Origin of the sequence: Pseudomonas ficuserectae, assembly GCF_024584585.1 — a bacterium.
Taxonomy (GTDB): Bacteria; Pseudomonadota; Gammaproteobacteria; order Pseudomonadales; family Pseudomonadaceae; genus Aquipseudomonas; species Aquipseudomonas amygdali.
This window is the reverse complement of the sequence record NZ_CP085684.1, coordinates 3842683-3867417: the sequence shown is the minus strand read 5'-3', so window position 1 is coordinate 3867417 and position 24735 is coordinate 3842683. Positions and strand designations below refer to the sequence as shown.

The following is a 24735-nucleotide window of genomic DNA, read 5'->3' as shown; positions in this document are numbered from 1 at the left end:
TGCCGTTCATGACGCTCCGCGTCATCGGTCTGGATCTTCACACCGACAAATGCAGCATCCGGTCGCCCTGTATATTTTCACCCGGCCTGCGTTTGTTGACCGCCAGCTCACCGATCTTGATCAGACGAGTGCGCGTCACGTTGCGGGTCAGGCCCAGCAGGCTGGCGGTGTGTACCTGGTTGTGATGGCAGTAGCGATACGCGGTCCTGAGCAACGTGTCTTCGACCTTCTCGTGCAAGGCACCTGCCTGTTCTTCAAACAGCTTTTGGAACGCCCGATTGAGCAACTGTTCGGCTGACTCGTCAGCCGGATTCTGCTCGTCCTGACGCTCGATCCTCAGGTTCGACAGGCGCAGGTCGTCACGCTGAATGACTCCTTCGCGGCAGACCAGCAAGGTGTGATGAATAACGTTTTCCAGCTCGCGAATATTGCCCGGCCAGCTGTAGGTCTTGAGCTTGTGCTCGGCTTCGGCGCTAATGCGCACCGGGCCATGGCGCAGACGCTGGCTGTAGACCTCTATGAAATGCCGGGCCAGCGGCAGGATATCGCCGGGCCGGTCGCGCAGCGGGCTCAATTCCAGATTGACCACGTCCAGCCGGTAGTAAAGGTCCTCGCGAAAATGCCCGGCATTGATGGCTTTTTCCAGTTGTACGTTGGTGGCTGCGAGCACCCGCACGTCAATCGGCACGCTCTTGCGCGAGCCTAGGCGGACCACTTCACGTTCTTGAAGTACGCGCAGCAGCTTGACCTGGAGAGTCATGGGCAGGTCGCCGATTTCATCGAGAAACAGCGTGCCGCCATTGGCCTCTTCGAACCAGCCGGCCTTCGCGCTGATCGCGCCGGTGAAGGCGCCTTTCTCGTGGCCGAACAACTCGGCCTCGATCAGGTTCTCGGAGAACGCGCCGCAGTTGACCGCCACGAACGGTTTGTCGCGACGGGCACTCAGTTCGTGGACGTGCCGTGCCACCAGTTCCTTGCCAGTGCCGGTTTCACCAATGATCAGTACGCTGGCATCGCTGGGCGCCACCTGGCGTACGTGAGCGAGCAAATCCTTGGATTTGGGGTCCTCGAACACCTGCGCAGTGGCTCTGATCGAGGTCGCCAGCGCAGGCGAGTGCGGTAAGGTCAGCAGTTGCCCTGACATCACTTGGCCTGCGGGGGCAGATCGTTGGCGATCATTTCGCCGAACGGGCCCGTCAAATTGGTGATGCCGCGCCCGGCGAGGCTGGCGTACGGCTCAGGCAGCAGCGGGAAGACCAGTTCGGCAAAGCGGTACGCTTCTTCCAGGTGCGGGTAGCCCGAGAAAATGAAGCTCTCGATGCCCAGGTCTGCGTATTCCTTGATGCGTGCCGCGACTTCCTGAGGGTTGCCGACCAGTGCCGTGCCAGCACCGCCACGAACCAGACCCACGCCCGCCCACAGGTTAGGCGCGATTTCCAGGTTGTCGCGGCGTCCGTCATGCAGCGCAGCCATACGGCGTTGACCTTCGGAATCAAAGCGCGAGAAAGATTTCTGGGCCGCAGCGATGGTTTCGTCGCTGATGTGTTCGATCAATGTGCTGGCGGCTTTCCAGGCTTCTTCACTGGTTTCGCGCACGATGACGTGCAAGCGAATGCCGAACTTTACGGTACGACCTTTGCGGGCTGCCCGTTCACGCACATCGGCCAGCTTTTGGGCCACAGCTGCCGGAGGTTCGCCCCAGGTCAGGTAAACGTCCACCTGATCGGCCGCAAGGTCATGCGCGGCATCGGAAGAGCCACCAAAGTACAGCGGCGGATAGGGCTTTTGAATCGGTGGATACAGCGCTTTGGCATTCTGCACGCGCAGGTGCTTGCCTTCGAAGTCGACTGCTTCGCCCTGTAATACGCGACGCCAGATCTTCAGGAATTCGTCGGTGACTTCATAGCGTTCGCTGTGATCGAGGAAGCTGCCGTCGCCGCGGTTCTCGTCCGGGTCGCCACCAGTCACCACGTTGATCAGCAGTCGGCCGCCGGATAAACGATCCAGCGTGGCCGCCATGCGTGCCGAGACGGTAGGGGAGATGATTCCCGGACGGATCGCCACCAGGTACTTCAGACGCTCGGTCAATGGCACCAGTGCCGAGGCGATGACCCACGAGTCTTCGCAAGAGCGACCGGTCGGAATCAATACCCCGTAATAGCCCAGGTCATCGGCGGCCTGCGCCACCTGTTTCAGGTAATTGAGGGTGACGGGACGTGCGCCCTTTGTCGTGCCCAGATAATGGCCGTCGCCGTGAGTCGGAAGAAACCAGAAAACGTTCATGACAAATCCTTGGGAGTGATCAGCTGAGTGAAAGCTGACGGGACCAACTGTTGATTCGCAGACAGTTCGCCAACAGCGTTCGGGGTGGGGCCATTTATAGAACGTCTGATTTATTCCGCAAAAGAACGTTAAACCATATTTTTAGATCTTAAACGCATATGTGACTTGAAAAATCCTGCTTCTCTTTGCGCGAACCCCTCTACTACAAGGCTTTGACGGCTGTAAGCATCCCGTTAATACAGTTCGCACCAAAAGCCAAAACGTTGACAGTCAGATTGCCAAGATGAAAAACGGGCTGCGCCTGCGCGGATTTTCCGGCACTCGTCAGGCTGTCGAAACTTTTGTTCGACCGGTCCAGTCACTTTTTCAGGATCAACAGGAGTCAGACCATGGCAAGGGCAATCTGGAAGGGCGCAATCAGCTTCGGGCTGGTGCATATACCGGTCGCATTGGTGTCGGCGACAACGTCGACCAGTGTCGACTTTGACTGGCTCGACAAGCGCAGCATGGACCCGGTTGGCTACAAGCGAATCAACAAGGTCACCGGCAAGGAGGTCACCAGCGAAAATATCGTCAAGGGCGTGGAGTACGAAAAGGATCGTTATGTCGTACTCAGCGAAGAGGAAATTCGCTCCGCGCACCCCAAATCGACGCAGACCATCGACATATTCGCCTTTGTCGACAGCCAGCAGATTCCTTTGCAAAACATCGACACGCCTTATTTTCTGACCCCGGATAAACGCGGCGAAAAAGTCTACGCGCTGCTGCGCGAAACCCTTGTCGACACCAAAAAGGTGGCGCTGGCCAATGTCGTGCTGCATACCCGCGAACACCTGGCGGCGGTGATGCCGCTGGAGTCGGCGCTGGTCATGGTGATCCTGCGCTGGCCTGCCGACGTGCGTGAGCTGGACACACTGGAACTGAGCGACGCAGTGACGGACGTACAGTTGAACAAAAGTGAACGCGACATGGCCAAGCGTCTGGTCAAGGACATGAGCGCCGACTGGCAGCCTGAGCAGTACCGCGACACTTTTCAGGAAAAGATCATGCACCTGGTCAAAACCAAGGCAGACGAAGGCGAGATCGAGGATGTCGAGACGGATCCGGCCGAGGAAGAGCGCAAAAGTGCCGATGTCATTGACCTCACCGACTTGCTGCGACGCAGTCTGGCGGGCAAGGGGGGCGCCAGTAAAGGCAAAGCGAGCAAGCCCGCAGCAAAAGAAAAACCTGCTGACAAGGCCGCGGCCAAGCCCAAGCGGCCCGCAGCCCGCAAGAAAACCAGCAAAGCCTCTTGAGCCAGACGGAGACACCGGACATGGCCAAGCCCGCCAGTGAATACACGCGCAAGCGCAATTTCGCCATCACCTCCGAGCCTGCCGAAAGCACGCGCAAAGGCAAGTCTTCGTCCAAGGCCAAGGCGCTGGGTTTCGTGATTCAGAAGCATGACGCACGCAACCTGCACTATGACTTTCGACTGGAGCTGGAGGGCACGCTCAAGAGCTGGGCGGTACCCAAAGGACCGAGTCTGGACCCGAAGCAAAAACGTCTGGCGGTGCATGTTGAAGACCATCCGCTGGACTATGCCGATTTTGAGGGCAGCATCCCGAAAGGGCAGTATGGCGGCGGTGATGTGATTGTCTGGGACCGTGGCGTCTGGCAGCCGCACGGTGATCCGCAAAAAACCTATGAGGAAGGCAAACTCAAATTTACCCTGGTCGGCGAGAAGCTCAGCGGCGACTGGGCGCTGGTGCGCACGCGGCTCACTGGCAGTGGTAGCAAGGAGCAATGGCTGCTGATCAAAGAAAAGGACGCCATTGCACGGCCTGCTGCCGAATATGACATCACTCTGGAGCAACCGCAGAGCGTGATCAGCGGCGCGCACGTAGGGGCAGGGCGTGCAGCGCCAGCGAAGTCAAAAGCCAGCGCCGCGAACGAAAAAGCCAAAGCCGGTGCAGCGAAGCCTGCGCGCAAGCCCGCGCAAAAGAAGTCGAAAACGGTTTTCCCGGAAACCCTTTCTCCGCAATTGGCCACGCTGGTAGATGCACCGCCAGCGGGTGACTGGCTGTATGAGATCAAGTTCGATGGCTATCGCATTCTGACCCGCATTCAGGGCGACGAAGTGAGCCTGTTCACCCGTAACGGCCACGACTGGACCGAACGGCTGCCCGAGCTGGTCAAGGCGCTCAAGGGCCTGAAATTGCAAAACAGTTGGTTCGACGGCGAAGTAGTGGTTCTCGACGAGCAAGGGTTGCCCGACTTTCAGGGGTTGCAGAATGCCTTTGACGCAGGGAACAGCAAAAACATCCTGTATTACCTATTCGATATGCCGTTCCTGAGTGCGGAGGATCTGCGTGAAGTACCCCTTGAACAGCGCCGCGACGCCTTGAAACAAGTGCTCGACGCCCAGCGCAGTCGCCTGCTGCGTTATTCGGATGCGTTTCAGGCCGGGCATCAGGATATCGTGAAAAGCGCTGCGGCAATGGGCCTGGAAGGGGTCATCGGCAAGCGGGCCGGCAGTGTTTATATCGGCAAGCGCAATGCCGACTGGATCAAACTCAAATGCCGGTTGCGTCAGGAACTGGTGATCGTCGGCTACACCGCCCCACAAGGCAGCCGCTCCGCATTCGGGGCCTTGTTGCTGGCGGTCAATGAAGGCGATAACGGGCTGGTCTATGCCGGGCGGGTGGGCACCGGCTTCAGTGAGGTGACGCTTGAACAGCTTTATCAACAACTCAAACCGCTGCAGCGCAAGGATTCGCCCCTGGCGAAAAAACTGACCTCGGCTCAGGCCTGCGGCGTGCAGTGGGTAGAGCCGCAGCTGGTCTGTGAGGCGGAATTCGCCCAGTGGACCCGCGAAGGCATTGTGCGACAAGCCGCATTTGTTGGGTTGCGCAGTGACAAGCCTGCCAGTGAGGTGGTGCGCGAAGACGCTCAGCCCGCCAGGGTTGCCAGCCAGACCCGGACGCAATCGACATCGGCAGCGCCGCGTTCAGGCAAGAAAACCGCTGCCGGCAAAGGCAAAGTGGACGTGGCGGGCACGGGCATCAGCCATCCGGATCGGGTGATCGACAGCAAGACCGGCACCAGCAAGGTCGAACTTGCGCAGTTCTACGCGTCTATTGCCGAATGGATTCTGCCGTATCTGAACAAGCGTCCTGTGGCATTGTTGCGTTGCCCGGAAGGCATCGACGGCGAGCAGTTCTTCCAGAAGCACGCCGAGCATCTTGCGATTCCACACATCAAACAGCTGGATCGTGCTCTGGACCCCGGGCATGCCGCGCTGATGGAGATCGATTCATTGCAGGCGCTGGTCGGTGCCGCGCAAATGGGGGCCATCGAGTTGCACACCTGGGGCGCTACGCGTGACAGGATCGAAACGCCGGATCATTTTGTACTGGACCTCGATCCCGACCCGGCGCTGCCCTGGCGCAGCATGATCGAAGCCACGCAAATTGTGCTCGCCGTGTTGGAGGAACTTGGGCTGGAAGCTTTTCTCAAGACCAGCGGCGGCAAGGGCATGCACATCATCGTGCCATTGGCGCGGCAGGCTGACTGGGACACGGTTAAAGCCTTCGCCAAGGCTATCGCCGAATTCGTCAGCCGTCAATTGCCCGAACGCTTCACCGCGACCATGGGGCCGAAAAACCGGGTAGGGAAAATTTTCATTGATTACCTGCGCAACAGCCGTGGCGGCAGCACCGTGACTGCGTATTCGGTGCGCGCCCGGCCAGGTTTGCCGGTCTCGGTGCCGATTGCTCTGGATGAACTGGCAGGCCTGAAATCCTCGGCGCAGTGGGACATCACCAACCTTGAGCAGCGTTTAAAGAAACTCAAGGCCGACCCGTGGGCAGGCTACAGCAACCGCCGCAAAATCACGCAGAAGATGTGGAAGCAGTTGGGGGCGAAACGGCCCTGACACACCCTGTTTCTTTGGTTGTATGGCCGACATGCCAGGCATGTCGGCCTCAGGCTTGAGGGTCAGAGTATCCGGTACAACAATCGCTCGACCCGCACACGGCTGACGCGCTTGAGGAATTTGCGTACCCCTTCGGGATAATTGGCCAGTGTGTCGAGTTCGTCATACTGGTTGACGCGTTGGGTGTTGCGCATCAAATGGGCGATTTCCGCCTCGCGCGTTTCGCTCCACTGGCCCTGCGGATCATCGATCAGCAAGGCGTTTTCCAGATCAAGATTGAAGGCGCGAGGGTTCAGGTTGTTGCCTGTCAGCAGCGTATAGCGCTGATCGACCCAGATGCCTTTGAGGTGGAACGTATTATCGCCGTGTTTCCACAGGTGCACGTTGAGGCGGTTCTGCGCGATTGCCTTCTGATGCTTGTGGGCAAAGCGTCGCAGGCTGATTTCATACAGATAGGGCAGGGCCGAGATCACCTTAAACGGCTCGTCCGGGTCGATGAAGAAGTCGTTGGCGGTTTTGTCACCAATGATGATATCGACCTGCACACCGCGCTTGAGCGCCCGATTGATTTCGCGGGTGACCGCCACCGGCAGGTTGAAATACGGCGTGCAGATGGTCAGCTGGATCTTGCTCGAGGCGATCAGGTCGCAGATGACACGATTCAGATTGTTACGCGGCCCGACGCCCAGCAGCGGAATCACCCGCAGCTCGCCGTTTTCCTTTTCGCCTGCTGAAGTGTCGTACGCAGCGCGTTTCAGATCCGCACGAAAAGCGCGAATCTCGCTGCGAATGCTGCGCGAGCCAGGTGGCGATTGCAGGTCGAGGCGGTGCACCGCCGGTGAAGGGAGTATTTCGCGCTGCACCAGGTTCTGGAAGGCGTCGGCCAGTGGCGCACTTTCGATCAGGTGGTAACGGTCCAGACGGTATTTGTCGAGCTTGTGCAGGTAGACGTTATTGATGCTTGCGCCACTGTAGATCACACAATCGTCGATCACGCTGCCCTTGAGGTGCAGCACGCCGAATAGCTCACGGGTTTGCACCGGCACGCCGTAGATCGGCACTTCTTCATCGTATTCAAGGTTCTGCGCCTGATACCAGGTCGAGTTGCCCGGTTGCCGCCCGGCACCGATCAGGCCCCGCTGCGCGCGGAACCAGTCAACCAGCACCACGACATCCAGCTCAGGCCGTGCAGCCTTGGCCGCGTACAGTGCGTCGAGGATCTCCTGACCAGCTTCATCCTGTTGCAGATACAACGCGATGATATAGATGCGCCGGGTGGCCGAAGCGATCCTTTCCAGCAGACAGCGCCGATAGTCGGCGGCAGAAGGAACAATGGAGATTGCACCGCTTGGCAAGGCAAAACCACGAAGTGCTGCCAGTGTCGAGCGTCGGAAAGTGGATTGCATAGGCCTCTCGATGGGAAAACCAATAGCGTACGAGCTTACACGAGAGTCGCACTCAGGTGGCTGTCCCCTACCTGTTTCAAAGCATTGCTGTGTGAGACGTAGCGATGAGCGTTGGTTATGTGACGCCCCACACATAAATTAATGATAAGCATTCCCAGTAACATATGGTAGCATTTCGCATCCACTGAGTCGGTCATCTCCAGGAAGGTTTCTTCCGATCTCGCTCATCTCGTCAGCAGGACCTTTTCATGCACACCCCATCGATCCCGATGCGCCTCACGTTGCTCGCATTTTGCTGTTCCATTGGTTCTCCGGCCTGGGCCGCTACTGCTGCCGCCAGTCAGCAGGAAGGCCCGATGGTTCTCGGAGAGACCGATATCAGTGCCGACAAGGCCGACCCGCACGCGCTACCGCCCGTGTACGCAGGAGGGCAAGTGGCTCGCGGCGGGCAGTTGGGTGTTCTGGGCAATGCCGACGTCATGGACGTGCCGTTCACCATGACCAGCTACACCGAACAATTGATCGAGGACCAGCAGGCTGAAGACATCGGCGATGTGCTGCTCAATGATGCATCGGTTCGCCAGTCAAGCGGCTATGCCAACGCCTCGAAGATCTTCGTCATTCGTGGCCTCAAACTGACCACCGATGATATTTCCTACAACGGCATTTACGGCGTGCTGCCACGCCAGATCATCTCCACCGATGCGCTGGAACGGGTTGAGGTTTTCAAAGGCCCCAATGCCTTCATCAACGGCGTAACACCGACCGGCTCCGCGGCGTAAACCTGCAACCCAAGCGCGCTCAGGACACGCCGACACGGCGTTTTACCACCGACATCAGCAGCGACGGTCGGGTCGGCGAGCACCTGGACCTCGGCCAGCGCTTTGGCGAAGGCAATCGATTCGGCGCACGCCTCAACCTGTCTCAGCGCGAAGGCGAGACCGGCGTTGAAGACGAAGAGCATCGCAGCAAGCTGTTCGCGCTGGGGCTTGATTATCAGGGTGACAACTTCCGTCTTTCCGGCGATTTTGCCTACCAGAAGCAGCGCATCAATCAGAATCGCAACATGGTGTTCGTTGGCAGTGGCCTGACCCGTGTGCCGCATGCACCGGATGCCGACACCAATTACGCGCCGAACTGGACCTGGACCGAAACCGAAGACACCTTCGGCATGAGCCGGGCCGAATACGACCTCAACGATGACTGGACGCTGTACGCTGCAGCCGGTGCCAAGCACACCCGTGAAAACGGTATCTATGGCTCGCCGACTATCAATGACGCCGCAGGCAACATCACGGCGTCACCGTCTTCCATTCCGCATGACGAAGACAACAAGACAGCCATGGCCGGCATCAACGGCAAGCTGCAGACCGGCGCGGTCAGTCACAAGGTCAACTTCGGTCTGTCCGGCATCTGGACCGAGCAGCGCAGTGCCTACCTGTTCGGCAGTCCGGCTGGCAGCAACCTGTACAGCCCAGTGGAAACAACACGTCCTGCGCTGGACAGCTTCTCGGGTGGCGATCTCAGTGATCCCGGTATCATCGGCAAGAGTCGTATGCGCAGCGTAGCGTTCTCCGACACGCTGGGCTTTTTCGATGATCGCTTGCTGCTGACCGCAGGCCTGCGTCGCCAGCAACTGCGCGTCCAGGGCTACGACTATGGCAGCGGCCCGCGCAACGCACTGTATGACGAGGCAATCACCACGCCGGTCTACGGGCTGGTGTTCAAGCCTTGGCGCTATGTGTCGTTCTATGCAAACCGCATTGAAGGCCTTGCGCAGGGGCCGACGGCGCCGAGCACCGTGACAATCAACCCTGGCGAGGTGTTCGCGCCGGCGCGTTCCAAACAGATTGAAGCGGGCGTGAAGCTGGACATGGGCACCTTCGGTGCAAGCCTGGGTGTATACCGCATCGAACAACCGACTGATGGCTACCAGATTCAGGATGGCAGCGGAACGCGCTACGTCCGTGATGGCGAGCAGCGCAACCGTGGCGTGGAAATGAACGTGTTCGGAGAGCCTGTCAGCGGCCTGCGTCTGCTGGCCGGTCTTACTCTGATGGACACCGAGGTGAGCGGCACGTCGGGTGGCAGCAACGATGGCAACAGAGCCATTGGTGTGCCGACCTTCCAGTTCAACGCGGGTGCCGACTGGGATGTGCCAGGCATCGCAGGCGCAGCCATCAACGCGCGCATGCTGCGCACCGGCGGGCAATATGTCGACGCTGCCAACAATCTGAGCATTCCGACCTGGAACCGTTTCGATCTTGGCGCGCGCTATACCTTCAACGTAGCGCAAAAGGACGTCACGCTGCGTGCCAACGTCGAAAACCTGATGAACAAGGATTATTGGGCATCGGCCAATGGTGGCTATCTGACTCAAGGCGAGCCACGCACCTTGAAGCTGTCCGGCACCATCGATTTCTGATCAATCGGCGCTGGCCGCATCGCAGGATGCGGCCAGCCAGTCGATCAGTAGCCGTTACGCTTCAGAATCGTCTCGATGCTCTCTTTCGCTGGCCGCCCGTAGAACTTCAACAGTTCGGCAGTGCGGTTGGTGAAGAAACCGTCAACTCCATCATTGCTGATCCGCTTGAAGTCCTCTGCGTCGTCCACCGTGTAAGGGTGGATCACCATGCCTTTCTCGTGGGTCAGGTTGTTCATCCAGGGTTTGACCAGGTCCATGTAGCTCTGATCGCCACCCTTGGCCAGTTGCGAAGAAGGGCCGGTGCCGATCGCACCATGAGCCTTGGCCCAGTCAATCCACTTCTGGAATTCCTCCGGCGATTTGACTTCCTGCGCTGCGTAGTAGCTGGCCTTGTCCTTGGCCCCCGAGTCTTTGAACGCGACGCTGGATTTAGGCTCTATCGAGCCTTCGCCAATCCACAGCAGCATGACCTTGGGCACTTTCGGCATTTCTTTTTGCAGGAGTTCCAGGCTCTGCTTCTCGAACGTCTGCAATACCACTCGCCCCGGCATGTGCGCGACGTTCACATGACCGGCCGCAGCAGCAGGTCGCTGAGCCAGCCAGCCACGTTTGGTCAGCACCTTTTTAAGATCGGCTTCGACACCGGGAAACTTGTTCGGCACCTTGGTCTCGATATACAGCCCAGGCTTGTTCGCGCCGCCTTCGGCGATGTCGATGACCTCATCCAGCGTCAGGATCTGCAACCCGCTGTAGCTTGCGCGCGCCCGGTCGGGGTAAGCCTTGTTGAACCATGAGCCGGCGTCCAGTTGCTTGAGCTCCGCCAGGGTGAAGGTGCTGACCGGGTCCTTGACCCGTGTCGGGAACACTTCGGCAATATTGGTCGAGCGTTCCAGTACGTCATCGTGCAGCGCTATCAGCACGCCATCTTTAGTGCGCTGGATGTCCATCTCCAGATAGTCCGCGCCCAAGTCGCGTGCCAGGGTATAGGCCGGAATGGTCTCCTCCGGAGCGTCGAACGAAGCTCCGCGATGGGCGATCACGGCTGGCCAGGGCAGACCGTATTTTTCGCTCAGCACCTTGCCCGGTGCATCCGCCGCCGCTGCCATACCGGATGACAGCATCAGGCCCGACATGACCGCTGCGGCCAGGAAGGTCTTTTTCAACAGGGTTGTGGTCGACAGAGTGACGGAAAATCCTTGCATGGGCGGTTGGTTCCTTATGGTTGGAAGGTGTTCGACTGCACCAGCCAATACCGTTACTGGTCACAGCGTTGCACGCAACGATAGCGCACTATCGCGTTGGCGAGGTTGCTTGTAACGCAGTCTGTCCGGCAAATGCGTCCACTTCATGAACACCTGGCGTTATCGCGAAAGGTTTTTTTCCAACGAGCGCCATTGGCTCTGCACAAGCGCACGAAGTCGCGTTACTGTCAGCGTTTTGCTGACCGAACGGGAGTGCGCATGACAACGGTATTGGTGCTGGTGGAAAATCTGGACATGTATTTGCCGATTCTGGAAAGCAGCGGTTATCAGTTGATTCGTGCGCCGACGGCCGAACTGCGCGCCGAGGCAATTGCTGCACACGGGAAGAGCATCAGCGCCGTGATGACGCGTGGGCCACTGGGTTTTTTCGCCGAGGAAATGGATGCACTGCCGAACCTGCGCATCATTTGCGTGAGCGGTGCCGGCTACGAGAAGGTTGATTTGCCCGCCGCGCAGGCACGCGGCATCACCGTGACCAATGGTGCAGGCGTCAACGCCGCCACAGTGGCTGACCATACGCTGGCGCTGTTGCTGTCGCTGGTGCGCGACATCCCGCAGGCCGATGCGTCGGTACGCCTTAGCGAGTGGCGCAAGGTGGTTCGACCGTCGCTGGCAGGCAAGCGCCTGGGAATCGTCGGACTGGGAGCGGTTGGGCTGGCGATTGCCAGGCGTGCAGCCGCGTTCGACATCGCCATCGGCTATCACAATCGCAAACCGCGCACCGACTGCGATTACACCTGGCACGCCACCGCACAGGCGCTGGCTGCGGCGTCGGATTTCCTGATCATTGCCACACCCGGTGGCAGTGGCACGCAGCACCTGATCGATGCCGGTGTGCTTGAAGCGCTGGGCCCTGACGGCTTTCTGGTCAACATTGCGCGTGCCAGTGTGGTGGATACCCATGCGCTGGTCAGTGCACTTCAGAACGAGCAGATTGCCGGGGCTGCGCTGGATGTGTTCGACGATGAGCCCGCTGTGCCGGACGTACTCAAAACGCTGGGCAATGTTGTGCTTACGCCCCATGTCGCAGGCCTGTCGCCCGAGGCTTCCAGAGACAGTGTGCAAATGGTCAACGATAACCTGCTGGCGTTCTTTTCCGGGCAGCCGGTGCTGACGCCGGTAACTGGCTGAAGAAACGTGCAGCGCTGCACGCCAGGCATTGCTGCAATGCCCATTCTGCTGGTTTTGCTGCCTGTTTATAGTCCGCCCGGGTTATACGAAAATCGAACAGGGGGCAGGGCATGGGCACAATCAATAACGTACGCAACACTTTGCAGATCGGGCTGGTGGGCGATTTCAACGCCGATGTGCCAGCCCATCAGGCCATTCCGCTGGCGTTGGCGATGGCGGCTGAGACCGTTCACGTGCCGGTCAGTTTTGAATGGCTACCGACGCCACAGATCGGCAGCGGCGCACGGCCTGGCGAATTCGATGGTCTGTGGTGTGTACCGGCCAGCCCGTACCTGGACATGCAGGGCGCGTTGACGGCCATCCGTTTCGCACGCGAGCGTCTCGTACCGTTTCTGGGGACGTGCGGCGGCTTTCAGCACGCACTGGTGGAGTACGCCCGCAATCAACTGGGCTGGGCAGATGCCGAGCACGGCGAAACTGCGCCGCAGGCGGCAAACGTCATCATCGAACCATTGAGCTGCTCGCTGGTTGAATCCGTGGCGGCGATTCACCTGCAACCCGAGACTTTGATTGCCCAAGCCTACGGCACGCTGAATATCGAGGAACGTTATCACTGCCGCTACGGTCTGCGTCGTGAGCTTGAGCCAGCGCTGTTCGGCGATGCATTGAAAGTCAGCGGCCGCGGCCCTGAAGGCGAAGTGCGCAGTATCGAATTGCAGGGCCACCCGTTCTTCGTCGCCACACTGTTCCAGCCGGAGCGGGCTGCGTTGCAGGGCAAGGTATCTCCTGTGGTTGCTGCGTTCGTCCGCGCGTGCAGCCAGGCCGCGCAGAGGAATCGATCATGATGGCAGCGCGCTTTCCCACACCCTACTTTGCGGTGGTGTTCACCTCACTGCGTACGTCTGAAGAGGGTCAGGCGTACGCAGACGCGGCGCAGCGGATGGTAGAACTGGCCAGGCAGCAGCCCGGCTTTCTGGGCGTGGAATCGGCTCGCGACGAACACGGACTGGGCATCACCGTGTCCTACTGGAGCGACGAAACCGCGATTCTGGCCTGGAAACAGCAGGCCGATCACGCCCAGGTCCGCGAACAGGGACGCGCGCGCTGGTATCAGGCGTTCACCACGCGAATCTGCAAGGTCGAGCGTGATTACTCGTTCAACGGCTGACGATCAGGGCATTACCGGTGGCGTATAGACCAGCGTAGTGCCCAATGCCCAGAGCAGAAACAGCACCAGCGGCGTGTGGACCAGCAACTGCACGAACGAGAAACCGATCAGGTCACGCGCCTTGAGGCCAAGTACGCCCAGCAGCGGCAGCATGTAGAACGGATTGATCAGGTTGGGCAGCGCTTCGACTGCATTGTAGATCTGCACCGCCCAACCGAGGTGATACTGCAGGTCGTTGGCGACTTGCATCACGTAAGGCGCTTCAATGATCCACTTGCCGCCGCCCGACGGAATGAAGAAGCCCAGAATGGCCGAATAGACGCCCATCAGAATCGCGTAGGTGTCGTGGGAGGCAATGCTGGTAAAGAATGTCGAGATGTAGTGCGCCAGGGTCTGCGCATCAGCGCCTTTGACTGTGGTCAGTAACGCAGCGATCGAGCCGTAAAGCGGGAATTGAATCAACACGCCGGTGGTGGTGGGCACGGCCCGCGCTACGGCATCGAGAAAGCTGCGTGGTCGCCAGTGCAGCAACGCACCGAGCATGATGAACAGAAAATTGTAGGTGTTGAGTCCGGAAATTGCGGTGATCGCCGGTTTGCTCGAAAACTCGCTGAACAGCCAGCCGACCCCCAGCAGCACCATCAGGATGATCAAAAGCGGGCTGTATTCCAGCCATTCGCCGGGCCGTGTGCGAGGTGCCAGTGGCGGCAGGCTGAATGCCGGGTCGACACCGCAGGCTTTGGCGTCCCGGGCGCTGTTCGAGCCAGGGGCGGTGGCATAGGCCACGATCAACGATATGACTACCAGCGCGGCGAGCATGACCCCGGATTGCCAGAGAAAGATGGTTTCAGTGAAAGGGATCACGCCGGTTATCGCCAAGATCGAAGGCGGCAGACTGGCCGGGTTGGCCTGCAACTGTGCCGCCGAAGACGACAGCCCCAGCGCCCAGACTGCGCCCAGCCCCAGATACGCGGCAGCACCGGCTGCGCGATAATCCATGCGCAGGTCGGTATGGCGGGCGAGGGCGCGCACCAGCAGGCCGCCGAACACCAGTGACAGCCCCCAGTTAAGCAGCGAAGCCAGCATGGAAATCAGCGCCACCCATGCCACTGCCGAACGACCGTTACGCGGCACCAGGGCCAAGCGGTCGATCAGGCGCACTGCGGGCGGCGAACTGGCCACGACGTAACCGCCGATGACCACGAAGGCCATTTGCATGGTGAACGGAATCAGGCTCCAGAACCCGTCACCGAACGCTTTGGCAGCCTCGGCCGGACGTGCGCCAATGGCCAGTGTTGCCAGTGTGACGATGATCACCGCCAGCGCGGCAAATACCCATGAATCGGGAAACCAGCGTTCAGCCCATGCGGCGCAGCGCAAGGCGAATCGGGCAGAGCGGCTTTCTTCTATGTTGGCGTTGGCGGCCATTAGGGGCACCTCTTTTTGTAATTATTATCGGGGAGTTACTTGAACAGCCGACTATTGCGGACGCAGAGCGTCCAGAACGACAAATCCTGTGGGAGCGAAGAGGCCAGTACAGTCCCTGGATATCGAGTGTTTGAACCAACGTCTTCGTGAGCAAGCTCACTCCCACAACTGTCCGGAATCTGTGGGACGGGACTTGTCCGCGAACTGCCGGGAACCGGCAGCAAAACGAAATCATAGAATCTTCCACAGAGATGTATCCATCCTGCTCGAAGATGCCCGCGTTCAGAAACTCATCTCGATCACATTATCCGGCACAATCAGCCTGCCCGCGGTTTTTGCCACGATTTCTTCCACGCTGACCCCCGGCGCACGTTCGCGGAGGATGAAGGCACCGTTGTCGATTTCCAGATACGCCAGGTCAGTCAGAACCTTGCGGATGCAGGCCGCGCCGGTCAGTGGCAGGCTGCAGCGGGGCAGCAGTTTGGATTCGCCATCCTTCGAGGCATGGGTCATGGTCACGATGATGTTGTCGGCACCTGCCACCAGGTCCATCGCTCCGCCCATGCCTTTGACCAGCTTGCCGGGGATCATCCACGACGCGATATTGCCCTCGACATCCACCTCGAAAGCGCCGAGCACAGTCAGGTCTACATGACCGCCGCGGATCATGGCGAAGGATTCGGCCGACGAGAAAATCGACGCGCCGATACGCGCCGTAACCGTCTGTTTGCCGGCATTGATCATGTCAGCGTCTATGGTGTCTTCGGTCGGAAATGCGCCCATGCCCAGCAGACCGTTTTCCGACTGCAACATGACGTCGATGTCGTCCGGTACATAGTTGGCCACCAGGGTCGGAATGCCAATGCCCAGGTTTACGTAATAACCGTCCTTGAGTTCACGGGCGACGCGTTGAGCCATTTGTTCGCGAGAAAGTGCCATGGTCTGAAATCTCTTTGTTGTTGTATGGCCGAGCTGCTCTGTCAGGATTTTCTGACGGTGCGCTGTTCAATGCGCTTTTCGAACGTGCCCTGAATCACACGGTCGACGTAAATGCCAGGCGTGTGGATCTGCGTCGGCAAAAGCACACCTGGCTCGACGATTTCCTCGACCTCAACCACCGTGATTCGTCCAGCAGTGGCTACTACCGGGTTGAAGTTCTGCGCGGTGTGACGATAGATCACGTTGCCGAAGTGGTCGGCTTTCCAGCCCTTGACCAAGGCGAAGTCGCCGGTGATGGCCTCTTCCAGGATCACATTGCGGCCATTGAACTGCCGGGTTTCCTTGCCTTCAGCCACTGGCGTGCCATAGCCGGTCGCGGTGTAGAACGCAGGGATGCCCGCGCCGCCTGCGCGCAGTTTTTCTGCCAGGGTGCCTTGCGGGGTGAGTTCAACTTCCAGCTCGCCGCTGAGCAACTGCTTTTCGAACAAGGCGTTCTCGCCCACGTAGGACGAAATCATTTTCCGGATCTGCCGGTCCTCAAGCAGGATGCCTAGGCCGAAGCCGTCAACGCCACAGTTGTTGGAGACGACGGTGAGGCCCTTGATGCCCATACGCTTGATCTGCGCGATGAGGTTTTCCGGAATGCCGCACAGACCGAAGCCGCCGCAGAGTACCGTCATGTCGTCGGTCAGCCCGGCAAGGGCTTCTTCGTAGGTCATTACTCGTTTATCGAGTCCAGCCATGATGATCCGCCTTTTATAGTTGTTGACCGACAGTCGCACTGTCGGAGGATCGGGTGACTTGCATCTTCTCTCGCAGCGACTGATTTGTTAATTTTGTTTTTCTGATCAATTGATAAGAAAAACAAATATATGAACATCAAGCAGCTTCGGGCTTTTCTAGCGGTGGCGCAGTACCTGAGCTTCGCCCAGGCCGGGGAACGACTGAACATCTCGCAACCGGCGTTGAGCCTGACCATCAAAAGCCTGGAGGAGGACCTTGGCGGGCAATTGCTGACACGCACCACTCGCAACGTCGGCCTGACACCCGAGGGCGAGACCCTGTTGCCGCTGGCGCGCCAGTTGCTGGCTGACTGGGACAACACCGAAGAGCTGCTGCGACAGCGGTTTACCTTGCAGACGGGCCGGGTTTCGGTCGCCGCCATGCCGTCGTTTGCCGGCAATCGATTACCGGCAGCGCTGAAGGTGTTTCGCGGGCGCTACCCACGGGTCAATGTCGCGGTGCATGACGTGATCAATGAACAGGTGCTGGAGATGGTGCGTCACCGCCGTGTCGAGCTGGGCATCGGCTTTGAGCCCGAGTCGAACAACGCGTTGTCGTTCACTCCGTTTTATATGGATCGCTTCGTGGCTGTGGTCTCGAAGGATTCGCCGCTGGCCGGGCTTGGCGAAGTGTCCTGGGCCGAGCTGTTGGGCGAAGACTTCATTGCCCTGCAAAGGCCTTCGGCTGTGCGTTTGCTACTGGAGCAGGCCATCGAGCCGATGCACGGCAAACTGGCGGTGGCGTTTGAAAGCCATCAGCTGTCCACCATCGGGCGCATGGTTGCCAATGGCTTGGGTGTCAGCGCGGTGCCGTCGCTGTGCATCGGGCAGATGCAGGAACTGGGTGCTTGCTGCATCGCGCTGGTAGGGCCGCGTATCGAGCGTCGTATCGGCCTGATGATGCTGGCCGATCACAAGCTTTCCGCTGCGGCTCAGGCGTTGCGCGAGGTATTGATCGAGGATGCTCGCAATAGTCGATAGCGACTATCACGGCGGATGATTTTTGCTGCGTCGGGGGCGGGCGTAACCTTGCGTCATTCCTGAAATGAAGCCTGCCCCGGAGGCACCAGATGAACCGTATACTTGCCCTTGCGCTTGTCCTCACATTCACCGTTGCATTGCTCTCCGGCTGCTCCACCCACCATGCTGTCGAGCAGCGTCCCTTCAGCGCCGAAGAAAGCCATCAACTGGCGCTTGAAGACCTTAACCGGCGCGGCCTGTCGTTTGATGAATACCAGGCACGCAAGGCGCAATTGATGGCTGATCCGCAGGCACAGCAGGCGCGCGAATTCGATGATAAAGGCGAAGCAAGCGTTGACCTGAATGTGACTGGCCAGCAGCCACAAGGTTAACAGTCCGCTTTAAAAGAGTTTTTTATCAAACTGTACGGTAATAATTACCGGTCAACTGTCCGTGTGTTTCTTGCAGCGCCTTCTATAGGGTAAATGCCTGACTCACTGATCTGGACAGGCTGTATGGTGCTCTCTTTCGATTTGCTTCTTGCCTTCACACTCTTCGCGTTCGTCACCTCTATTACCCCTGGGCCGAACAACATGATGCTGCTGGCCTCGGGCGTCAATTTCGGTTTCAGCCGTACGTTGCCGCACATGCTGGGTATCAGCATCGGTTTTTTTGTCCTGGTGCTGGCCGTCGGTTTCGGGCTGGGCAGTGTGTTCAAGGCATGGCCGCTTCTCTACACCATCCTGCGCTATGTCGGCGCCGCTTATCTGTTGTATCTGGCGTGGAAAATCGCCACGTCAGGTCCTGCCTCCGATAACGTCGACAGTCAGGGCAAGCCGCTGAGTTTCATGAGTGCAGCGCTGTTTCAATGGGTCAATCCCAAGGCCTGGATCATGGCGATTGGTGCCATTAGCACCTACACGCCGATGCAGGGCTATTTCTACAATGTGGTGGTGATCTCGGCGGTGTTTGCGCTGATCAACCTGCCCAGTGTCGGCATCTGGGCAGGCTTTGGCAGTTTGTTGCGCAATGTTCTGCGTGACCCGCTGGGGTTGCGCATCTTCAACGGCGTGATGGCCGTGCTGTTGGTGGCCTCGTTGTATCCGCTGTTTGTCGAGCATTGATGCCGAGCTATAAAGCCAGTTGCAAATGCCCGCCGGCCTGCTTGTGACGTGCTTGCAAACGACGTTGCAGGCCGTGATGGAAGTGCTCCAGCCCCTCATGCAGGCGCTCGGTGAGGATTTCGTCCAGGGTGCCGCCTTCTTCGTTGTCGTCGTAGCTGATCTGGGTATCGATGGCGAAGATGCCGTGTAGCACTTCCTGCGATTTGAGCGCCGACAGTACCGGTTTGAGCGCGTAATCCACGGCCAACATGTGCGCGATACTGCCGCCGGTGGCCAGCGGCAAGACCACTTTGCCATGCAGTGCGCGCTCGGGCAGTAAGTCGAGCAGGGTTTTAAGTGCGCCTGAAAATGACGCCTTGTAGACCGGCGTACCAATCAGCAGGCCATCGGCTTGCCTGACCGCTTCGATAAATTCCAGCACTTGTGGGCTGTCGAAGCGGGCAAAAAGCAGGTCCTCGGCATTGAAGTCGCGTATGCGCAGCGTGGTGACTTCAACCCCGCGGCTTTGTAACCAGCGGCTGGCATGAGCCAGCACTACGCCGGAACGGGATTTGGGCGAAGGGCTGCCGGAAAGTGAAACAACGAGCATATGGGATTTCCTTGCGATAAGCGTGTGTCTGTAAAGCAGCTTGTGTGCCAGCCTTCGCAAGGTCCGGCGATGGCTCGCAGACATTGGGTTTGCGCGCTTTTCATACCGATGGTGCGGCGTTGCCATGCTGACGAAAAGCCAGCCAACTGTTGAACCACTGTTGCTCAGGCAACAGTTTTGCGTTGTTCGGCGGGCCAAAAAAATCCCGCAAAACTGCTTGCAGGAAGATTTTCAAAGCTTCGTCAGCGTCAGTGGCGGAACGCTGCGCCGGTCTGCACCACACTGGCCGAACCGAGCAACTGGCTGATGAATCGGCTCCAGCGGGTGATATCGGCCGTGCCGACAAATACCACGTCCTGCGCCTTGAGCTCGAACTGCCCCGCCAGCAGGTAGGCGGTGGGCTTCCTGGCATTGAGGTGGTAAACGGTAGACGTCGCTTCGGCAAAGTTTTCCGCACCGCGTATCACATACACCGCATCGCCATCTGCGCTGTCCGGGCTGAGGCCGCCGGAGTTGCCCAGTGCCTCCAGCAATGTCAGGCGGGTGGTGCCGAAGGAGATCACTTGCGGGTTACGTACTTCGCCCAGCACGTAGATCTTGTTTCGCGAATTGCTGTTCAGGTGCAGGTAATCGCCATCCTTCAGGAAGATTCTGCTCAGTTGCGAGTCTCTGCGGTTCAGCGAATCGATGTCGATCAGGTAATCGCGGCCATCGCGGCGCAGGGTCAGACCGGCCAGATTGGCATCGGTCAGGTCAACGCCCGCGACACTTACGGCCTGCACCAGGCTCAACGGAATATTGGTAATAGGTTGCGGGCCGGGCACTTTGAAGGAGCCGGACAGGAGTATTCGCTGACTGTTGTAGCGCAGCACTTTGATGTCGACCTTGACCTCGGTGTATTGCGGCGCCAGCCCCATGCGCAATTGCTCGCGCACCTCGTTCACCGTTCTGCCGCTCGCGCGGATGCGTCCGACGTAGGGGAAGTAGAGCGTGCCATCGTTCAGTACTTCCCGGGTGTTGGCATCCAGCTGGTCTTGCGAGCCTGGCGCGGTCAGTTCCGGGTGTTCGAACACGGTGACCAGCAAGGTATCGCCAGCGCCGATCACGTATTCCGGAGTCTTGTAGTCAAGCAGCGCCTGCGGCAGTGCCTTGGCATCTGCGGTGGCGCGTTGTTGCTGTTGCTGAAGGCTTTTCGGTGTGACCTCGACCAGTTGCGCCCGGGGCTCGTCCGGTTTGCCAGTGCTAACGTCGTCCGGCGTCATGTGCTGCCCCGGGGCGAATGCGCAGCCATGCAGCGCCAGGCTGGTGAGCAGTAAAGCAACTAACCTTGGATTCATTGCGTTTTTCCTTTCATGGCATTGCTCCTTTCTTTCGGCGTACCGACGAATTTCGGCGCGTTCGTTCACTCAGGGGAAGCGTCAGAAGGCGTTCTTGTTGACGAAGCCTTTGAACAGCGTAAGCAGAATGATTTTGAGGTCGAGCCAGATCGACCAGTGCTCGATGTATTCCAGGTCGAATTCCACGCGCATGCGCATCTTGTCGAGTGTGTCGGTTTCACCGCGCCAGCCATTGATCTGCGCCCAGCCGGTGATGCCGGGTTTGACCTTGTGGCGCAACATGTAGCCGCTGACCTGCTTGCGGTACTGCTCGTTATGGGCGATGGCGTGAGGGCGCGGGCCGACGATGGACATATCGCCGTGCAGCACATTGAAAAACTGCGGCAGTTCATCCAGCGAAGTGCGCCGCAAAAATGCCCCCAGCGGCGTTACCCGCGCGTCATTGCGCGTTGCCTGAAGCACCACATTGGCGTTTTCCTGGACGCTCATGCTGCGAAATTTCCAGACCATGATGGAACGGCCGTCCAGCCCATAGCGGCGCTGGCGAAACAGCACCGGGCCCGCAGAGGTGAGCTTGATGGCCGCCGCGATGGCCAGCAGTGGCAGGGCGATCAGCAGCAGAATCAGACTGGACAGGACGATGTCTTCGGCGCGCTTTACCAGGCTCCAGGCACCGTCCATGGGCGAATCGAAAATGCTGATACTGGCCAGGCCATTGATGCTTTCACTGCGGGCATGCAGCAGGTCGAACATGAACACGTCGGGAATCAGGTACACCGAGGCGGTGGTGTCGCTCAAACCGGTAATCAGCTCGCGCAATTGCGGCTCGGCGCTGAACGCGAGGGTGATGTACACCTTGTCTAAACGGCCTGCACGGGCATCCTCTATCAACTGGTCCAGATCACCCAGCACTGGCAGACGACGTTTTTCAGCCTGCAGATTCATCTGCTGCGGGTGCGAGTCGTAAAACCCCAGCAGGTTCAGTCCCATCCACGGCGCGAGGGAGATGGAGCGGGCCAGTCGCTCGCCGACCTGACCGGTCCCGACAATTGCCACCCGGCGCGTATTGAAGCCGTGCCGACGCAGAGTGTGCAGGGCCAGGCGGATCAGCAGTCGATAGCCGCACAGCACCGCAAGCGTCAGGGCGAACCAGCTCATCTGGCCGTTATCGGGCAATTGCGTCTGGTTGAGCAGCAGGCTGTTCAGTGACAGCAGGGTAATGAAGGTCATCGCCCAGTAACTGAAGACCTTGGTCAGTTCGCGCAGGATGCGCTCGCCACGCCATGAACCATATAGCTGGTGATATTCGCTGACCCAATGAAATACCAGTACCGCGAGGATAATGTGCGACCAGGCCTCGGTGCTGTCGGTGACCTGCAGCCCGGTTTGCCAGTAACCGATCAATACGATGATGATCAGGTCCAGCAGACGATGGGCGAGCGACAGCGCTGACTGATGGGCATGCAGAATGCCGCGGACGGAAGTGCGCATTGGAGGGGCTCGCTCAGACGGTTTTTATGGGGACGACACGGCCTGGCAGTTCGCTGCCCGGGACCGGCGCTGGTTGAGCGACGCGGTGCGGGTGGGGCAGGCGAGCCAGATGCACAAGATGCGAGGTGGCCAGACGGTTCTCGACGAAGGCTTTGATCTCCTGCTCGAAACGCGCCACCGAAAACCGTTCGGCGTTGGCCCGGCAGGCCTGCGGCGAGATGCGTGATTGCGCAGCTTCAAACTCGCCGATGGCGGCGCTCAGCGCTGCCACGGTTTGCTGCCGGTAGAGCACGCCGGTCGGTTGCGGTTGATCCAGGCCGTGCACGGTCTCCATGATGCCGCCCTTGCCGAACGCGATTACCGGCGTGCCGCAGGCTTGGGCTTCAACCGGGCTGATGCCGAAATCCTCCTCGGCGGCGAAGACGAACGCCTTGGCGCTGCGCATATGTTCCAGCAGTACCGCGCTAGGCTGGAAACCCAGCAGCGTTATGTTAGGCGCCTGCCTGGCAATGGCCTGCGCCTTGGCCAGGTCCGGTCCGTCACCGATCATGATCAGGCGTTTGTCCGGCATGGCGGCGAAGGCTTCGACGATCATTGGCATGCGCTTGTAGGGCACCATCCGCGATGCACACAGGTAGAAGTCCCCACGCGCGCCTTGGGGGGTGAAACCGAGCGTGTCCACTGGCGGATAGATGACGGTGGAGTCACGTCGATATGCCTTGGAGATGCGTGCGCCGATAAAGCCCGAATTGGCAATGAATGCGTCCACACCGGTCGACGTACGTTGGTCCCACAGGCGCATGTAATGCAGGACCAGGCGCGCCAGACTGCCCTTGATTCCCTTGCCCAGCCCTGATTCCTGCAAGTACTGGTGCTGCAAGTCCCAGGCGTAGCGAATTGGCGAATGCACATAGCTGATGTGCAGTTGGTCCGGGCCGCAAAGCACGCCCTTGGCCACTGCGTGGCTGCTGCTGATGATCAGGTCGTAGCCGGAGAGGTCCAGTTGCTCGATGGCCAGCGGCATTAGCGGCAGGTAGCGTGAATAATGTTTGCGCGCGCCGGGCAGCTTCTGGATGAACGTTGTTCTGGCTACCTTGCCGCGCAGCTGCGCGCGGTCCTTATCGCTGAGAAAGTCGATGACTGCAAACAGATCCGCATCGGGCCAGACGTTGATCAGTGAAGCAAGCACGCGCTCGGCACCGGCGTAACTCACCAGCCAGTCGTGGACAATAGCAATTCTCATGGGCGTTCCTTGCTGTAATGGCCCGCGCTAATGCGGATGCGACAGGGCGCATCCTGGCGTTACTGTTGTGGGGTCAGGGTTTGCCGGCGGACGACTCGGGTACGACGTGCTGCTTGCTTGGCGACGCAGGAGCAGACTCCAGCAGCGCATCGATACGCTGGGAAAGGCGCTGCGCGGAAAGGTCCCAGGAAAAACGCTGCACGTTATGCAACCCCTGAGCACGCAGCGCATTGCGCAACGGCGCATCCACCAGCACGCGCTGCATTGCTGCGGCCATGTGGCTGACGTCAAGCGGGTCGAAATACAATGCGCTGCCTTGCAGGACTTCTGGGATCGAAGCGGCATTGGCGGCCAGCACCGGGCAACCGCAGGCCTGGGCTTCAAGCGGCGGAATGCCGAACCCCTCGTAAAGCGAAGGAAATACGAACGCGACGGCACCCTGATATTGGCTGATCAGCTCGGCATCGCTGAGTCGCCCCAGAAAACGGATGCGCGGGTCACGGCAGGCGAGGTTTTGCAGATCAGGGTCGGCGAACAATGCGCTGGCTGCGCCGACAATATGCAGTTGCAGGTCGGTGTGGCCACGCAAACTCAGAAATGCCTGAATCATCCGGTTGAAATTCTTGTGTACGGCGGGTGAGGACACTGCAAGCAAGTATTTCGGCTGATCGACAGGTGTCGGCCTCGGCGTGAATTCGCCACTGACCGCAGCGGGCACGACCAGCACCTTGTCCTCGGCGTAGCCATAGAACGAGGTTATTTCCCTTCGCGAGAAGTTGCTGCCGGTAATCAGCGTTCTGGCGCGTGACAGCAGAATCGGGGTGATGGTCCGATAGGCCAGGCGGAATAGCCGGGTGTAGCTTTGCGGATAGCGCACATAGGTGATGTCGTGGTGAGTCGCTATCTGGTTGCCATAGAACATTGGCCCTGTGTTGCTGACTGAAATCAGCAGCGGGCTGCCCTGACGTTTCAGGTGAAGCGGCAGGTCGATCTGCTCCCACATATGCCCGGTGGAATGACCGATGCACTGGGCCTCCAGTGCGCTGGCACAGTCATGCAGCCTGATGGTGCGCGGAGCGACGAATACCAGATCGTCGCGCAGCCGCTTCAGGGCTCTGCACATATGCTCTGCGTAACGCTGTACACCACTGACATCCTGGGTGAGGAACCGTGAATTGATGACAATCATCTCGAGCATCCTGCTGATGAGGGTGATCTGGCTGGTGCCAGATCCTGTCCTTGAACGGGCTT

20 protein-coding genes and 1 pseudogene are annotated in these 24735 nt (G+C 59.2%); 9 read left to right on the top strand and 12 right to left on the bottom strand.

The genetic code is table 11. The features are described from left to right. Positions 1–37: 37 nt before the first annotated feature. A complete protein-coding gene (locus LJU29_RS16935) occupies positions 38–1144 on the bottom strand; it encodes a sigma-54 interaction domain-containing protein (protein ID WP_005744433.1) in 1107 nt (368 codons plus the stop codon). Next, complete coding sequence (gene ssuD, locus LJU29_RS16930) at positions 1144–2283, bottom strand: FMNH2-dependent alkanesulfonate monooxygenase (protein WP_002554062.1); 1140 nt, start codon at positions 2281–2283, stop codon at positions 1144–1146. The genes LJU29_RS16935 and ssuD overlap by 1 nt, the downstream gene beginning before the upstream one ends. A 389-nt stretch (positions 2284–2672) precedes the next feature. On the opposite strand from ssuD, the gene ku reads away from it, so the two are divergent. Beyond that, complete coding sequence (gene ku / locus LJU29_RS16925; protein WP_005744432.1) at positions 2673–3578, top strand: non-homologous end joining protein Ku; 906 nt, start codon at positions 2673–2675, stop codon at positions 3576–3578. A gap of 20 nt (positions 3579–3598) precedes the next feature. Next, complete coding sequence (gene ligD, locus LJU29_RS16920; RefSeq protein ID WP_257110967.1) at positions 3599–6199, top strand: DNA ligase D; 2601 nt, start codon at positions 3599–3601, stop codon at positions 6197–6199. Positions 6200–6261: 62 nt separating this feature from the next. On the opposite strand, the gene pssA is transcribed toward ligD, so the two are convergent. Continuing rightward, positions 6262–7605 (bottom strand): CDP-diacylglycerol--serine O-phosphatidyltransferase, encoded by a 1344-nt coding sequence (pssA, locus tag LJU29_RS16915; RefSeq protein ID WP_122322046.1) that lies wholly within the window; start codon positions 7603–7605, stop codon positions 6262–6264. A 248-nt stretch (positions 7606–7853) separates the two neighbouring features. Between pssA and LJU29_RS16910 the strand changes: the two are divergent. Beyond that, positions 7854–10030: pseudogene (locus LJU29_RS16910) on the top strand (TonB-dependent receptor). A gap of 44 nt (positions 10031–10074) precedes the next feature. On the opposite strand, the gene LJU29_RS16905 reads toward LJU29_RS16910, so the two are convergent. Continuing rightward, positions 10075–11232: a glycerophosphodiester phosphodiesterase gene (locus tag LJU29_RS16905; RefSeq protein WP_005754407.1), complete on the bottom strand. Its 1158-nt coding sequence runs from the start codon at positions 11230–11232 to the stop codon at positions 10075–10077. A 258-nt stretch (positions 11233–11490) separates the two neighbouring features. Here LJU29_RS16905 and LJU29_RS16900 point away from each other — a divergent pair, with 258 nt between their 5' ends. The 3 genes from LJU29_RS16900 to LJU29_RS16890 all read left to right on the top strand — a co-directional run bounded on the left by LJU29_RS16900 (position 11491) and on the right by LJU29_RS16890 (position 13591). After that, complete coding sequence (locus tag LJU29_RS16900; RefSeq protein WP_005754406.1) at positions 11491–12423, top strand: 2-hydroxyacid dehydrogenase; 933 nt, start codon at positions 11491–11493, stop codon at positions 12421–12423. A 110-nt stretch (positions 12424–12533) separates the two neighbouring features. Then, the gene (locus LJU29_RS16895; RefSeq protein WP_257110966.1) at positions 12534–13268 is read left to right on the top strand and encodes a CTP synthase C-terminal region-related (seleno)protein; all 735 of its coding nucleotides are present in this window, start codon (positions 12534–12536) and stop codon (positions 13266–13268) included. Continuing rightward, a complete protein-coding gene (locus tag LJU29_RS16890) occupies positions 13265–13591 on the top strand; it encodes an antibiotic biosynthesis monooxygenase family protein (RefSeq protein WP_005734325.1) in 327 nt (108 codons plus the stop codon). Before LJU29_RS16895 ends, LJU29_RS16890 begins: the two co-directional genes overlap by 4 nt. A gap of 3 nt (positions 13592–13594) precedes the next feature. Here LJU29_RS16890 and LJU29_RS16885 read toward each other — a convergent pair whose 3' ends face one another. The 3 genes from LJU29_RS16885 to LJU29_RS16875 all read right to left on the bottom strand — a co-directional run bounded on the left by LJU29_RS16885 (position 13595) and on the right by LJU29_RS16875 (position 16701). After that, a complete protein-coding gene (locus tag LJU29_RS16885) occupies positions 13595–15019 on the bottom strand; it encodes a short-chain fatty acid transporter (RefSeq protein ID WP_257110965.1) in 1425 nt (474 codons plus the stop codon). A 282-nt stretch (positions 15020–15301) separates the two neighbouring features. Beyond that, a complete protein-coding gene (locus LJU29_RS16880; RefSeq protein WP_005754402.1) occupies positions 15302–15958 on the bottom strand; it encodes a CoA transferase subunit B in 657 nt (218 codons plus the stop codon). Between the two features lie 41 nt (positions 15959–15999). Beyond that, complete coding sequence (locus LJU29_RS16875) at positions 16000–16701, bottom strand: CoA transferase subunit A (protein WP_011168985.1); 702 nt, start codon at positions 16699–16701, stop codon at positions 16000–16002. 129 nt (positions 16702–16830) lie between these two features. Here LJU29_RS16875 and LJU29_RS16870 point away from each other — a divergent pair, with 129 nt between their 5' ends. The 3 genes from LJU29_RS16870 (at position 16831) to LJU29_RS16860 (ending at position 18824) form a co-directional block, all read left to right on the top strand. Then, positions 16831–17721: a LysR family transcriptional regulator gene (locus LJU29_RS16870; RefSeq protein WP_054996883.1), complete on the top strand. Its 891-nt coding sequence runs from the start codon at positions 16831–16833 to the stop codon at positions 17719–17721. A gap of 89 nt (positions 17722–17810) precedes the next feature. Further along, positions 17811–18092 (top strand): hypothetical protein, encoded by a 282-nt coding sequence (locus LJU29_RS16865; protein WP_002554048.1) that lies wholly within the window; start codon positions 17811–17813, stop codon positions 18090–18092. 123 nt (positions 18093–18215) lie between these two features. Beyond that, the gene (locus LJU29_RS16860) at positions 18216–18824 is read left to right on the top strand and encodes a LysE family translocator (RefSeq protein ID WP_004661013.1); all 609 of its coding nucleotides are present in this window, start codon (positions 18216–18218) and stop codon (positions 18822–18824) included. 7 nt (positions 18825–18831) lie between these two features. Here the strand turns inward: LJU29_RS16860 and ssuE are convergent, their stop codons facing one another. The 5 genes from ssuE to LJU29_RS16835 form a co-directional block, all read right to left on the bottom strand. Beyond that, the gene (gene ssuE / locus LJU29_RS16855; RefSeq protein ID WP_005744418.1) at positions 18832–19413 is read right to left on the bottom strand and encodes an NADPH-dependent FMN reductase; all 582 of its coding nucleotides are present in this window, start codon (positions 19411–19413) and stop codon (positions 18832–18834) included. A 248-nt stretch (positions 19414–19661) separates the two neighbouring features. Further along, positions 19662–20750 (bottom strand): polysaccharide biosynthesis/export family protein, encoded by a 1089-nt coding sequence (locus LJU29_RS16850; protein ID WP_057453476.1) that lies wholly within the window; start codon positions 20748–20750, stop codon positions 19662–19664. 81 nt (positions 20751–20831) lie between these two features. Further along, on the bottom strand, positions 20832–22241 hold the full coding sequence (locus LJU29_RS16845; protein ID WP_057453475.1) for an undecaprenyl-phosphate glucose phosphotransferase: 1410 nt from the start codon (positions 22239–22241) through the stop codon (positions 20832–20834). A gap of 13 nt (positions 22242–22254) precedes the next feature. Continuing rightward, on the bottom strand, positions 22255–23484 hold the full coding sequence (locus LJU29_RS16840; RefSeq protein ID WP_057453474.1) for a glycosyltransferase family 4 protein: 1230 nt from the start codon (positions 23482–23484) through the stop codon (positions 22255–22257). 73 nt (positions 23485–23557) lie between these two features. Continuing rightward, entirely contained in the window at positions 23558–24673 is a 1116-nt protein-coding gene (locus LJU29_RS16835) for a glycosyltransferase family 4 protein (protein ID WP_257110964.1), read from the bottom strand. Positions 24674–24735 lie beyond the last annotated feature (62 nt).